This window comes from Bradyrhizobium sp. B124, assembly GCF_038967635.1.
GTDB lineage: Bacteria > Pseudomonadota > Alphaproteobacteria > Rhizobiales > Xanthobacteraceae > Bradyrhizobium.
In genome coordinates this window covers 5,625,133-5,637,349 of sequence record NZ_CP152413.1, presented here as the reverse complement: position 1 = coordinate 5,637,349, position 12,217 = coordinate 5,625,133, and the positions used below count along the sequence as shown (strand labels likewise).

At 65.6% G+C, this 12,217-nt stretch carries 12 protein-coding genes; 8 read left to right on the top strand and 4 right to left on the bottom strand.

Annotation, left to right across the window (positions count from 1 at the left end; all coding sequences use genetic code 11):
* Positions 1-64: 64 nt before the first annotated feature.
* Positions 65-1,966, bottom strand: a complete 1,902-nt coding sequence (gene dnaK / locus AAFG13_RS26850) for a molecular chaperone DnaK (protein WP_097671378.1) — start codon at positions 1,964-1,966, stop codon at positions 65-67.
* 574 nt (positions 1,967-2,540) lie between these two features.
* On the opposite strand from dnaK, the gene AAFG13_RS26845 reads away from it, so the two are divergent.
* The 3 genes from AAFG13_RS26845 to AAFG13_RS26835 all read left to right on the top strand — a co-directional run bounded on the left by AAFG13_RS26845 (position 2,541) and on the right by AAFG13_RS26835 (position 4,647).
* On the top strand, positions 2,541-3,476 hold the full coding sequence (locus tag AAFG13_RS26845) for a hypothetical protein (protein ID WP_342713400.1): 936 nt from the start codon (positions 2,541-2,543) through the stop codon (positions 3,474-3,476).
* A 96-nt stretch (positions 3,477-3,572) separates the two neighbouring features.
* Positions 3,573-4,283 (top strand): bifunctional nicotinamidase/pyrazinamidase, encoded by a 711-nt coding sequence (gene pncA / locus AAFG13_RS26840; RefSeq protein ID WP_342708712.1) that lies wholly within the window; start codon positions 3,573-3,575, stop codon positions 4,281-4,283.
* A gap of 124 nt (positions 4,284-4,407) precedes the next feature.
* Entirely contained in the window at positions 4,408-4,647 is a 240-nt protein-coding gene (locus tag AAFG13_RS26835) for a hypothetical protein (protein ID WP_212312707.1), read from the top strand.
* 45 nt (positions 4,648-4,692) lie between these two features.
* On the opposite strand, the gene grpE is transcribed toward AAFG13_RS26835, so the two are convergent.
* The gene (gene grpE, locus AAFG13_RS26830; RefSeq protein ID WP_212312709.1) at positions 4,693-5,298 is read right to left on the bottom strand and encodes a nucleotide exchange factor GrpE; all 606 of its coding nucleotides are present in this window, start codon (positions 5,296-5,298) and stop codon (positions 4,693-4,695) included.
* 164 nt (positions 5,299-5,462) lie between these two features.
* Positions 5,463-6,551: a heat-inducible transcriptional repressor HrcA gene (gene hrcA, locus AAFG13_RS26825; protein ID WP_173639821.1), complete on the bottom strand. Its 1,089-nt coding sequence runs from the start codon at positions 6,549-6,551 to the stop codon at positions 5,463-5,465.
* Positions 6,552-6,725: 174 nt separating this feature from the next.
* On the opposite strand from hrcA, the gene rph reads away from it, so the two are divergent.
* Genes rph through hemW form a run of 3 tightly spaced genes read left to right on the top strand, consistent with a single transcriptional unit; the run spans position 6,726 to position 9,230 of the window.
* Entirely contained in the window at positions 6,726-7,439 is a 714-nt protein-coding gene (rph, locus tag AAFG13_RS26820; protein ID WP_016841497.1) for a ribonuclease PH, read from the top strand.
* An 11-nt stretch (positions 7,440-7,450) separates the two neighbouring features.
* Positions 7,451-8,086 carry an RdgB/HAM1 family non-canonical purine NTP pyrophosphatase gene (gene rdgB / locus AAFG13_RS26815; RefSeq protein ID WP_212312719.1) on the top strand — a complete coding sequence of 212 codons (636 nt, stop codon included), beginning with the start codon at positions 7,451-7,453 and terminating at the stop codon, positions 8,084-8,086.
* Positions 8,073-9,230, top strand: a complete 1,158-nt coding sequence (hemW, locus tag AAFG13_RS26810; RefSeq protein WP_342708710.1) for a radical SAM family heme chaperone HemW — start codon at positions 8,073-8,075, stop codon at positions 9,228-9,230. The genes rdgB and hemW overlap by 14 nt, the downstream gene beginning before the upstream one ends.
* A 193-nt stretch (positions 9,231-9,423) precedes the next feature.
* On the opposite strand, the gene AAFG13_RS26805 is transcribed toward hemW, so the two are convergent.
* Positions 9,424-10,638 (bottom strand): penicillin-binding protein activator, encoded by a 1,215-nt coding sequence (locus tag AAFG13_RS26805; protein ID WP_212312723.1) that lies wholly within the window; start codon positions 10,636-10,638, stop codon positions 9,424-9,426.
* 219 nt (positions 10,639-10,857) lie between these two features.
* On the opposite strand from AAFG13_RS26805, the gene rsmI reads away from it, so the two are divergent.
* A complete protein-coding gene (gene rsmI / locus AAFG13_RS26800) occupies positions 10,858-11,823 on the top strand; it encodes a 16S rRNA (cytidine(1402)-2'-O)-methyltransferase (RefSeq protein ID WP_212312725.1) in 966 nt (321 codons plus the stop codon).
* Positions 11,810-12,193: a YraN family protein gene (locus tag AAFG13_RS26795; RefSeq protein WP_166212917.1), complete on the top strand. Its 384-nt coding sequence runs from the start codon at positions 11,810-11,812 to the stop codon at positions 12,191-12,193. Before rsmI ends, AAFG13_RS26795 begins: the two co-directional genes overlap by 14 nt.
* The last annotated feature ends 24 nt before the right edge of the window (positions 12,194-12,217 follow it).

Below are 12,217 nucleotides of genomic sequence, written 5' to 3'. Positions count from 1 at the left end.
GACCCCCACCCCTCCGAGACGCGTCGCGTGCTCTTTGGTGTGAGGGCCATGATCGCAAGCCCGCTTAAGCAGACTTCTTGTTGTTCTTGTCGTCGTCGACCTCGGTGAACTCCGCGTCGACAACGTCATCCTTCGCAGCGTCCTTGGCCGCATCGGCCTCGGCCTGCTGCTTGTACATGGCCTCGCCGAGCTTCATCGAGGCCTGCGCCAGCGTGTTGGTCTTGGCCTTGATCGCCTCGGCGTCGTCGCCCTTCAGCGCTTCCTTGAGGTCGCTGACGGCGTCTTCGATGGCGCGACGATCCGTCTCCGGAATCTTCGAACCGTGTTCGGCCAAAGCCTTCTCGGTCGAATGAACCAGGCCATCGGCATGGTTCTTGGCGTCGACCGCCTCGCGGCGCTTCTTGTCCTCGGCCGCATTGGCCTCGGCGTCCTTGACCATCTTGTCGATGTCGGCCTCGGACAGACCGCCGGATGCCTGGATCCGGATCTGCTGTTCCTTGCCGGTCGCCTTGTCCTTTGCCGAGACGTTGACGATGCCGTTGGCGTCGATGTCGAAGGTCACCTCGATCTGCGGCATGCCGCGCGGAGCCGGCGGAATGCCCATCAGATCGAACTGGCCGAGCATCTTGTTGTCGGCCGCCATTTCACGCTCGCCCTGGAAGACGCGGATGGTGACGGCGCCCTGATTGTCTTCGGCCGTCGAGAACACCTGGCTCTTCTTGGTCGGGATCGTGGTGTTGCGGTCGATGATGCGGGTGAACACGCCGCCCAGCGTCTCGATGCCCAGCGACAGCGGGGTCACGTCGAGCAGCAGCACGTCCTTGACGTCGCCCTGCAGCACGCCGGCCTGGATCGCAGCGCCGATCGCGACGACTTCGTCGGGATTGACGCCCTTGTGCGGCTCCTTGCCGAAGAACTGCTTCACCACTTCCTGGATCTTCGGCATGCGGGTCATGCCGCCGACCAGCACCACTTCGCCGATCTCGCCGGCGGTCAGGCCGGCATCCTTCAGCGCCTTGCGGCACGGCTCGATGGTCTTCTCGACGAGGTCGGCCACCAGCGCCTCGAACTTGGCGCGGGTCAGCTTCATCGTCAGATGCTTCGGACCGGTCTGGTCAGCCGTGATGAACGGCAGGTTGATTTCGGTCTGCGTGGTCGACGACAGCTCGATCTTGGCCTTCTCGGCGGCTTCCTTCAGGCGCTGCAGAGCGAGCTTGTCGTTGCGCAGGTTGATGCCCTGCTCCTTCTGGAACTCGTCGGCGAGATAGCCGACCAGGCGCATGTCGAAGTCTTCACCACCGAGGAAGGTGTCGCCGTTGGTCGACTTCACCTCGAACACGCCGTCACCGATCTCGAGGATCGAGACGTCGAAGGTGCCGCCGCCGAGGTCGTACACGGCGATCGTGCCGGCCTTCGTCTTGTCGAGACCGTAGGCGAGCGCGGCAGCCGTCGGCTCGTTGATGATGCGCAGCACTTCGAGGCCGGCGATCTTGCCGGCATCCTTGGTGGCCTGACGCTGCGCGTCGTTGAAATAAGCAGGAACCGTGATGACGGCCTGATCGACCTTCTGGCCGAGATGCGCCTCCGCGGTCTCCTTCATCTTCTGCAGAATGAAGGCCGAGACCTGCGAGGGCGAATAGGTCTTGCCGTCGGCTTCGACCCAGGCATCGCCGTTCGATGCTTTGACGATCTTGTAGGGAACGAGCTTCTTGTCCTTCTCGACCATCGGGTCGTCATAGCGGCGGCCAATGAGGCGCTTCACCGCAAAGAACGTACGCTCGGGATTGGTCACCGCCTGGCGCTTCGCCGGCTGTCCGACGAGGCGCTCGCCATCGTCAGTGAAAGCAACGATCGACGGCGTCGTTCGCATGCCCTCGGCATTCTCGATCACCTTGGCGTTCTTGCCATCCATCACGGCGACGCACGAATTCGTGGTGCCGAGGTCGATCCCAATGACCTTACCCATGGTTTTGATATCCTCTTTGCTACGGCAGGTTGGTTGGGCCCTGACGGCGCTCCGTACCGAACCCCCAGACGTTCACATACTCGCGATATTGCGACGGTGAGCCTGATATAGGAGAGAGGGTCCTGCCCGCAAGGACTGGACGCAACGTTGAGGCCTGAAAAGACTGACGTTTGAAAGATTGTGTCAGCTCGGCTGCGGCCCCGGTTCAAGCCCAGACCAAGTTAACAAATCGGCAAGAATGCCGCCCGTCGTCGACCGCGACATCAACGGCGCGACGACAGCGCTGTTGAGTGAACGCTCACAAACGTCGTATGCGAGAGCGGCGCACGGGTCGAGGGCGCGCTGTTTGGCCGCTGGCGGCCGCAGGTGGTCGCTCCTGGAAACCTCGGGAAACTGGAAAGTGCCCGCCAATCAAGGCGAAAAGCCCATGGAATTGAGCCGACTGGCCTGGACCGGAGATTTGGCGGCCTGTTGCAGGGCCATCAAAACCGCTAAAAGCGGTTCGACTGAAGAGGCCATCCAGCCCTGCATCGGCCCCGTTGCGCGGCCACCAAGCAAAACCGGTAGATCCCCCATGACGCCTTTTCGAGTTCTCGTTGCGGTTGCCTTGCTGATTGCTGCCACCTGTCGTGGCTTTGCCGCCGACGTGGTGTTTCCGCCGGGCGCGCATGTCGGGATGAAACCGCTGGTGGGCCTCGTCCGCGCCAAATCATTCATCGGCTTCGAGACCGAGGACCAAGGCGTCAAGGTCCTGATCGCCGACCTGCCCGCGGACGCCTACAACGAGGTCGTGACGGCCTTCAAGGCCAACCCCGCCGGCACCGGAAACATCAAGCCCGAGAGCCTCGAGACGCCGGCCGGCCTCGCCTACTACACCGTGGAGAGCGCCCGCGACGGCGCCAGCAATGTGCGGCGCTATTCCATGATCCTGCCGGGGCCGACCTTCTCCGGCTATGTCGCGGTGCAAGTGCCGGAGAACGCGAGCAAGATCTACACCGACGACGCCGTCCGGCAGATGTTCGCCTCCGCCGAAATCCGCAAGGATGTGCCGGTCGACGAACAGCTCGCCATGATGCCGTTCAAGGTCACCGAGCTCAGCAGCTTCAAGAACATCCGCATGCTGGCGCCGGGCGCAGCGCTGCTGATGGCCGACGGCGACGACAAGGCCCTTGAGGCCAAGCCCTTCATGCTGCTCGGCATCATCACTTCGGCGCCGGCCACGCCCGACGATCGCGGCCGCTTTGCCCAGCAGATCGCCACCACGATCCCCGGCGTGCGCGACGGGCGGATCACCATGTCCGAACCGATCCGGATCGACGGCCAGCCCGGCTTCGAGACCCGGATCGACGCCGTCAGCGGCAAGGACAACACCCCGGTGACCATCGTGCAGTGGCTGCGGTTCGGCGCGCAGACATCGCTGCGGGTCATCGGCAGCTCGCCGCGCACCGATTGGGAGACGGCCTTCCCGCGCTTCCGCGCGGTCCGCGACGGCATCCAGCCGCGCGGCTGATCGGCCCTTCGCAAGGCCGGTTGGAAAAATCCCACTTTCGCCGTTCGCCGAACGGAACTAGCCTCCTCGCGCGGTATCAAAGCGAGGAGGGGCGCGATGTTGGATCGACGACAGATAGTTGCAGGCCTCGGCACGTTGGCGCTTGCGACCCTGGTTCCCAGGAGCCTCTGGGCGGCTGCGATCAAGCCCGACGATGGCTCCGCGCTGCTCGTGATCGACGTCCAGAACTGCTTCCTGCCCGGCGGCAGCCTCGCGGTGAAGGACGGCGAGCAGGTGGTGCCTGTCATCAACAAGATCGCCAAGAGCTTTGCCAATGTGGTGATGACGCAGGACTGGCACACGCCTGGACACATCTCGTTTGCCTCGGTCCATGCCGGCAAGAAGCCGTTCGAGACCATCGACCTCGCCTATGGCAAGCAGGTGCTGTGGCCCGACCACTGCGTGCAGGGCACCGACGGCGCCTCGCTGTCGAAGGATCTCGCGATCCCGCAGGCCGAGCTGATCATCCGCAAGGGTTTTCACAAGGACGTCGACAGCTACTCCGCCTTCACCGAAGCCGACGGCAAGACTACCACGGGGCTTGCCGCCTATCTGAAGGCGCGCAATGTCGAGCGGGTTTTCGTGGCCGGGCTCGCCACCGATTTCTGCGTGGCATGGACCGCGCTCGATGCGCGCAAGGCCGGCTTCGAAACCTATGTCGTGGAGGACGCCTGCCGCGGCATCGACACCCAGGGATCGCTCGCCAAGGCCTGGACCGACATGGACAAGGCCGGCGTCAAGCGGATCCAGTCGTCGGACATCGCGTAGGCATTCCGCGCGAGATCCACATGGCCGAGCTTGGGGCCCCCGTCGCATTCGACTTCGCGCGACGCCCGCCGTCGCTGGCAGGCCTGATTGTCGGAATTACAGGTTACCGCGAGACGGCGCGACCATGACGCACGACATCGAATCCCCGCGCATCTACCCGACCCTGCGCTGCAAGGACGCCGAGGCGATGATCGGCTGGCTCAAGACAGTGATCGGATTCACCGAGCACGTGATCTACCGCGACGAAATGGAACTGCGTGACACCGACTATGGCAGCCGCGATTTCGCCTGCCGTGACCCGGAAGGAAATCTCTGGAGCTTCGGCACCTATTGGCCGAAGGCGCATAAGAAGCCGCTGCCGTGAAACGACAGCAGCAAGCTCGCAGCTTCAGGGCTGGCGTCGAAGCGATCAGACCGTGATGTCGGCGCTCGGGGCCGCCTTGGCGCCACCCTTGGAGACGCCGACCAGCGCCGGACGCAGAATGCGATCGCCGATCATGTAGCCGGCCTGCACGACCTGCACCACGGTGCCCGACGGCACCGAGGTGTCCGGCACCTCGAACATCGCCTGCTGGAAGTTCGGATCGAACTTCTCGCCGATCGGATCGAACTTCTTCACGCCGTTCTTCTCCAGCGCGTTGAGCAGCGAACGCTCGGTCAGCTCGACGCCTTCGATCAGCGCCTTCAGGCCGGGATCGGCGGATTCCTTGGTCTCGGCCGGCACGGCATCGATCGCGCGCTGCAGATTGTCGGCGATATCGAGCACGTCGCGGGCGAAGCCGGTGATACCGTAGGTCTTGGCGTCGGCAACCTCGCGGCGGGTGCGCTGACGGAGGTTCTCCATCTCGGCCAGCGTGCGCAGCGTCCGGTCGCGCGCCTCGGCGAGTTCCTTGGTCAGCGCCTCAACCGATCCCACCTCGGGATCGTCAGGCATGATGTAGGGCTTCGAGACCACGGGCTCACCCGTCGGCGCCGAATTCTCGGTGTTATCATTGGCCCGGTTCGGATCGGTCATGGCTTGCCTTCTCGAAAACTCGCGTCGGTTCAAATCTTGGGGATTGCTGCCCGGGATATCGTGCTTTGGGCGGCGAAAATCAAGCGCAACATACCGGCCTCAGGCAGTGGGATCTCCAGTTCGGGCGAAGAAAACCCGTCAAATGAAGGCGAAATCCAGTCCGCTCAGCCACCCAGCATCTTGCTGACGATGCGCGCGGCATAGTCGACGGTCGGGATCACCCGCGCATAGTTCAGCCGCGTCGGTCCGATCACGCCGAGGACGCCGACGATCCGGCCCTGGGCGTCGCCGTAGGGCGCGATGATGGTGGAGGAACCCGACAGCGAAAACAGCTTGTTCTCCGAGCCGATGAAGATCCGCACGCCCTCGCCGCGCTCGGCACGGCCAAGCAGATCGATCACGCCGCGCTTGGTCTCGAGATCGTCGAACAGCGACTTGATGCGCTCGAGATCGTCCAGCGCATGCAGATCCTCGAGCAGATTGGCGTGACCGCGCACGATCAGTTGGCGGTCCTCGCTCTCGCCGCCGGACCAGCTCGCGATGCCGGCCGCGACGACCTTTTGCGTGAGCTGATCGAGCTCGGCGCGGTTTTGCGTCAATGCCGTCTCGAGCTCGAGCCGCGCTTCGGCCAGCGTCCGGCCGCGAATCCGCGCATTGAGGAAATTGGTCGCTTCGATCAGGGCCGAGGAGGGAACGCCCGGCGGCAATGCCAGCACCCGGTTTTCGACCTGGCCGTCTTCGCCGACCAGCACGACCAGCGCTTTCTCCGGCTCCAGCCGCACGAATTCGATGTGCTTCAGCCGCGCGTTCGACTTCTGCGTCAGCACCACCGCCGCCGCACGGGTCAGCCCCGACAGCCGCGTCAACGCTTCGCCAAGCGCCGCCTCGACCGATTGCGCACGGCCGACGGCAGCAAGCTGGGTCTGGATCGATTGCCGCTCGGCCTCGGTGAGGTCGCCGACCTGCATCAGGGCGTCGACGAAGAAGCGCAGGCCGAGTTCGGTCGGCAGCCGGCCCGCCGAGGTGTGCGGCGCATAGATCAGGCCGAGCTGCTCGAGATCCGACATCACATTGCGGACCGAGGCCGGCGACAGCGGTAATGCGATCAGGCGCGAGATATTGCGCGAACCGACCGGCTCGCCGGTCGCGAGATAGCTTTCGACGATTTGACGAAAAATGTCGCGCGAACGCTCGTTGAGCTGGGCGAGCCCTGCATGCGGCGCGATCAGGCCTATCGGATCGTGGTGCGTCACACTCCCAGTCCTTCACAATTGCTGCCTAATCTGTCGCTCCCGGAGGCCTGTGACAAGCGTGCATTCGGCCACCCTGGCACCGGACCATCCCGGGGCCGAAAACCCTTGCCGCTGCCCCTTCCCCCTCCTACAAGCACGCCCAACCCACTTTCTCGGAATTCTGGAGGATTTCCAATGCGGCCAAGCCGCCGTGCGCCCGATGAACTGCGTCCCGTGTCGCTGGAACGCGGCGTCGTCAAATATGCCGAGGGTTCCTGCATGGTGAAGTTCGGCGACACCCATGTGCTGGTGACCGCCACGTTGGAAGAGCGGTTGCCGCCTTGGCTGAAGGGCCAGGGCCGCGGCTGGGTCACCGCCGAATACGGCATGCTGCCGCGCGCCACCCTGGAACGCACCCGCCGCGAGGCCTCCGCCGGCAAGCAGGGCGGCCGCACGGTCGAGATCCAGCGGCTGATCGGCCGCTCGCTGCGCGCGGCCGTCGACCTCGAGGCGCTCGGCGAGCGCCAGATCACGGTCGATTGCGACGTCATCCAGGCCGATGGCGGCACCCGCACCGCCTCGATCACCGGTGCCTGGGTGGCGCTGGCCGACTGCATCAACTGGATGAAGACCCGCAACATGCTGAAGACCAACGTGTTGCGCGACAACGTGGCGGCGATTTCCTGCGGCATCTACCAGGGCACGCCGGTGCTCGATCTCGACTATGCCGAGGACTCCGAGGCCGACACCGACGCCAATTTCGTCATGACCGGCGACGGCCGCATCATCGAGGTGCAGGGCACCGCCGAGAAGACGCCGTTCTCGGAAGGTGAATTCCTGGCGCTGATGGCACTGGCGCGCAAAGGTGTCGCGCGTCTGGTCGACTTGCAAAAGATCGCGGTGGCGTAGTCAGATTGGTCATGCACCGCCGAATCACCGGAAGGCTCGTCATCGCCACCCATAATCCCGGCAAGCTTGCCGAGATGCGGGAACTGCTGGCGCCGCACGGCGTGGAGGCGGTGTCGGCCGGCGAGCTCGGTCTCGCCGAGCCCGAGGAGACCGGCGACAGCTTTCGCGCCAACGCGGCGATCAAGGCCATCGAGGCCGCGAAGGCGACGGGACTGCCGGCTTTCGCCGACGATTCCGGCCTCGTGGTCGACGCGCTCGATGGCGCGCCCGGGATCTACTCGGCGCGCTGGGCCGGCGAGGGCAAGGACTTCATGGCGGCGATGACGCGGATCGAGCGCCTGCTGCAGGAGCGCGGCGCCACCGCGCCGGACCGCCGAAGTGCGCACTTCGTCTCCGCACTGTGCGTGGCCTGGCCGGACGATCACCTCGAAGAGGTCGAGGCCCGCGCCGATGGAACCCTGGTCTGGCCGCCGCGCGGCACCGCCGGATTCGGCTATGATCCGGCTTTCCTGCCCGACGGGCACACGCGGACCTTTGGCGAGATGAGCAGCATCGAGAAGCACGGCCTGCCGCCGCTCGGGCTCGGCCTGTCGCATCGCGCCCGCGCTTTCGTGAAGCTCGCGGAGATCTGCCTTGAGCCACGCTGAACGAGAAGCTTTCGGCGTCTACGTGCACTGGCCGTTCTGCCTGTCCAAATGCCCGTATTGCGATTTCAACAGCCACGTCCGGCACGCGCCGGTCGACGAGGCGCGCTTCGTGCGCGCGTTCGCCCGCGAGATCGAGACCACGGCGGCACGGGTGCCGGGACGCGAAGTGTCCTCGATCTTCCTCGGCGGCGGCACACCCTCGCTGATGCAGCCGCAGACCGTCGGCGCCGTGCTCGATGCGATCGGCAAGCACTGGCAGGTCTCGCGCGATGTCGAGGTGACGCTCGAGGCCAATCCGACCAGCGTCGAGGCGACGCGCTTTCGCGGCTATCGCGCAGCCGGCGTCAATCGCGTCTCGCTCGGCGTGCAGGCGCTGGACGATGCGTCGCTCAAGGCATTGGGCCGCTTGCATACCGCGCGCGAAGCGCTCGACGCGGTTGCGATCGCGCGAAACGCGTTCGACCGTTACTCGTTCGACCTGATCTACGCGCGGCCCGACCAGACGCCGCAGATGTGGGCCAACGAATTGAAGCAGGCGATCTCGGAAGCGGCCGAGCATCTGTCGCTCTATCAGCTCACGATCGAGGAAGGCACGCCGTTCTTCGGGCTGCATGCCGCCGGCAAATTGCAGACCCCGGATGAAGCGACCGCGCGCGCGCTCTACGACGTGACGCAGGAGGTCTGCGCCCGCGAAGGACTGCCGGCCTACGAGATCTCCAACCACGCCCGCACCGGCGCCGAGTGCAAGCACAACCTCGTCTATTGGCGCGGCGAGCAATATGCCGGTATCGGCCCCGGCGCGCATGGCAGGCTCGACATCGACGGCGTCAGGCACGCAACCGCGACCGAGCGGCGCCCCGAGGCCTGGCTGTTGAACGTCGAGGAGCGGGGCCATGGCGTCGTCACCGATGACAGCCTCAACAGCGAAGAGCGCGCCGACGAATTCCTCCTGATGGGGCTGCGGCTCGCCGAAGGTATCGATCCCACGCGCTATGCGAAGCTTTCCGGCCGCAAGCTCGACCCGCACCGGATCGCGATGCTGCGCGAGGAAGGCGCCATCGCCGTCGATGCCGACGGACGGCTGCGCGTGACCAAGTCGGGATTTCCGGTGCTCGACGCGGTCGTCGCGGATCTCGCCGCCTAGAGCCTATCCCGTTCCGATTGAATCGGAACGGGGCTCCAGATTCTTGTTTTGACGCGTTTTCTTCACGCGAACCGGTATCCACTTCGCTCGAAAACGGTCTAGGTGCACGCTGCCAAAATATCGAAAACAACCCCATGCAAAGTAGCTGGCGGGTTCCGGCGCTCGACAAGGCAGCTTGACCGCCTGACGAAAGTTAAGCGCCAAAGCTCTTCGGCGAGCCGGCGACCGGCGTGCCGCCGCCGGAAGCCACCTTCATGACGGCAAGGCCGCGTTCATTGGTGCCGTCGGAGCGGAAACGGAACAGACCATCGATGCCGGCAAAGCCGGATGGATTGGTCAGCGTCTCCGGCGCAAAACGCTGCGCGCCCTGGGTGCGCGCCAGCGCCGCCATCAGCGCCACGGCGTCATAGGCAAGCGTTGCGGTGCGCACCGGCTCGCCGCCGTATTTGGCGCGATAGCGGCCGGCGAAGCTGCGGAAGCCGGACGGATCGGGCGCGGCGTAGAGGCCGCCCTGCAGGACCGGGCTCGCGAACACCCGCGGATTGTCCCACAGCCCGGTGCCGAGCAGCTGGATGTTGCGCAGATTGGCACCCGCTGCGGTGAGTGCGTCGGCGGTCGCGACCACCGAATCGCCGTCGTCGGCGAGCAGCAGCGCGTCGGCCTGGCCGAGCGCCTGGGCCACGGTCCGCGCCGGCGTCGCGCGGTCGGCGCCATATTTCTCGAAGGCAACGACGCGGCCGTTCTTGCGGCCGACCGCCTGCTTGAACGCGGCCTCGACCACGTTGCCATAGGCGTTGTCCGGCACCATCGCGGCGAACGAGCGTTTTCCGATCCCCGAGGAATAGTCGACGATCCGATTGATGTCGGACTCCGGCAGGAAACTCAGCAGATAGACGCCGCGCCCGGCGACGCTCGAATCGGTGGAGAATGCGATCACCGAGGTGCCGCGCGGCCGCGTCAGTTGCGCGGTGGCGGGCACCGAGCCTGCGAACAGCGGTCCCAGAATGATCTCGGCGCCCTCGGACAGCGCCTGCTGGGTGCCCTGCGCCGCACCTTGCGGGCTGCCGCCATCGTCCTTGATCAGGAGTTGAATGTTGGGGTTCTGAAATTCCGCCAGCGCCATTTCGGCGGCGTTCCGCATCGACTGCGCGGCGAGCCCGGCATTGCCGGAGGCCGACAGCGGCAGGATCAGCCCGATCTTGACTTGCCCGGTGCCGACCGCCTGCGGCTGTTGCGGCGGCCCGGCAGGACCGGCTTCCTGGTTGCCGCCGAACGGGCTGGAAAACTGGCTCAGGCTCTGCTGGACGCCAGAACAGGCCGTCAGCAACGGCGCGCCCACGAGCAGACCTAGCGCGGTTCGCCGGGTCGTGCCCGACGGCGGGGACATGCGGTGATGCGGGCCTGCCATCGTCTCTCTTCTCTTGACCGACCAGGATCGGCCAGGACTCCATCCAGCTCTGATGAGGCGGGTGGATTCAGGCATATTGTCGGCGAATAGTTAACTAAAACAAAAGGATTATGGCCTCGCGGCGCCGTTGCCGCGGCTCCCGTTTCCCTCAGCAACCGCCTACCGTCATCGCGGTTGCCGGATGTGGCGCAAGTGCTGCCATCCCTCTAGATTGGCATTATGCGCGCAAAAGCCAGTTCCCTCCACCATTCCGATGCCACGACAGGCACAGCGGCCAGGACCTTTTCGATCGGCGGCCAGCAGCTTGCTGCGCCAAAGGCCGCGCCCGGGCTCCATCTGGTGGCGACCCCGATCGGAAATCTCGCCGACGTCACCCTTCGCGCGCTGGAGACGCTGGCGGGCGTCGACGTCATCGCCTGCGAGGACACCAGGATTACGCGCCGGCTGACCGAACGTTACGCAATCACCGCCGAGCTGGCGCTCTATCACGAGCACAACGCGGCCCAGGCCCGGCCCAAGATCCTCGAGCGGCTGGCGCAGGGCGCCTCGATCGCGCTGGTTTCCGATGCCGGCACGCCGCTGATCTCCGATCCCGGCTTCAAGCTGGTGCGCGACGTCTGCGCCGCCGGGCATGCCGTCATCTCGGTGCCGGGGCCATCATCGGTGCTATCAGCGCTGTCGGTTGCGGCGCTGCCGACCGACCGGTTCTTCTTCGAGGGATTTTTGCCGGCGAAGGAGCACGCGCGCCGCGCGCGGCTTACCGAGCTCGCCCGGATCGATGCGACGCTCGTGATGTTCGAATCCGGCAATCGCGTGCAGGACACGCTGCGCGATCTCGCCGCGATCATGGCTGGACGCGATGCGGCGATCTGCCGCGAGCTGACCAAGCTGCATGAGGAGGTCAAGCGCGCGCCGGTCGCCGAGCTTGCGGCAGGCGCGGACGCGCTGGAGACGCGCGGCGAATTCGTGCTCGTCATCGGGCCGCCACCAGACGATGCCGGCATGATGGGCCAGGACGCACTCGACGATCTCCTGCGCGTGCAGCTCGCGCGCGGCAGCGTCAAGGATGCGGTGGCGCACGCCGTCGAGCTGTCGGGTCGGCCGCGCCGCGAGGTCTACGCCCGCGCCCTCGAGCTCGCCAAAGAAATTGCCAAGACCATCGGGGACGGCGATGGCGAAGACTGACAGCGCCTCGCCTGAACGCGTCGCGGCATTCCGCACCGGCATCTCGGCCGAAAGCCGCGCCGCGGCGCTTCTGATCGCCAAGGGCTATCGCATCCTGGCAAGGCGCTTCCGCACCCCCTATGGCGAGATCGACCTGGTGGTGCGCCGGCGCAATCTGCTCGCCTTCGTCGAGGTCAAGGCCCGTGCCAGCCTCGACGACGCCGCCTATGCGGTGACGCCGCGCCAGCAGCAGCGCATCGTCAACGCCGCCCAGGCCTGGCTGATGGCGCATCCCGAACATGCCGAATTTGATCTCAGATTCGACGCCGTGCTGATTGCGCCGAAGAGCCTGCCGCGCCATTTGTTAGCGGCATTCGACGCAAGCCCTTAAAGTTACCCTCAGACCTCGCGGGAC

Bases quoted from the DNA above. Each gene is read 5' to 3' on its own strand.
- dnaK (WP_097671378.1), bottom strand. From the start codon at position 1,966: ATGGGTAAGGTCATTGGGATCGACCTCGGCACCACGAATTCGTGCGTC.
- AAFG13_RS26845 (WP_342713400.1), top strand. From the start codon at position 2,541: ATGACGCCTTTTCGAGTTCTCGTTGCGGTTGCCTTGCTGATTGCTGCC.
- pncA (WP_342708712.1), top strand. From the start codon at position 3,573: ATGTTGGATCGACGACAGATAGTTGCAGGCCTCGGCACGTTGGCGCTT.
- AAFG13_RS26835 (WP_212312707.1), top strand. From the start codon at position 4,408: ATGACGCACGACATCGAATCCCCGCGCATCTACCCGACCCTGCGCTGC.
- grpE (WP_212312709.1), bottom strand. From the start codon at position 5,298: ATGACCGATCCGAACCGGGCCAATGATAACACCGAGAATTCGGCGCCG.
- rph (WP_016841497.1), top strand. From the start codon at position 6,726: ATGCGGCCAAGCCGCCGTGCGCCCGATGAACTGCGTCCCGTGTCGCTG.
- rdgB (WP_212312719.1), top strand. From the start codon at position 7,451: ATGCACCGCCGAATCACCGGAAGGCTCGTCATCGCCACCCATAATCCC.
- AAFG13_RS26805 (WP_212312723.1), bottom strand. From the start codon at position 10,638: ATGGCAGGCCCGCATCACCGCATGTCCCCGCCGTCGGGCACGACCCGG.
- rsmI (WP_212312725.1), top strand. From the start codon at position 10,858: ATGCGCGCAAAAGCCAGTTCCCTCCACCATTCCGATGCCACGACAGGC.
- AAFG13_RS26795 (WP_166212917.1), top strand. From the start codon at position 11,810: ATGGCGAAGACTGACAGCGCCTCGCCTGAACGCGTCGCGGCATTCCGC.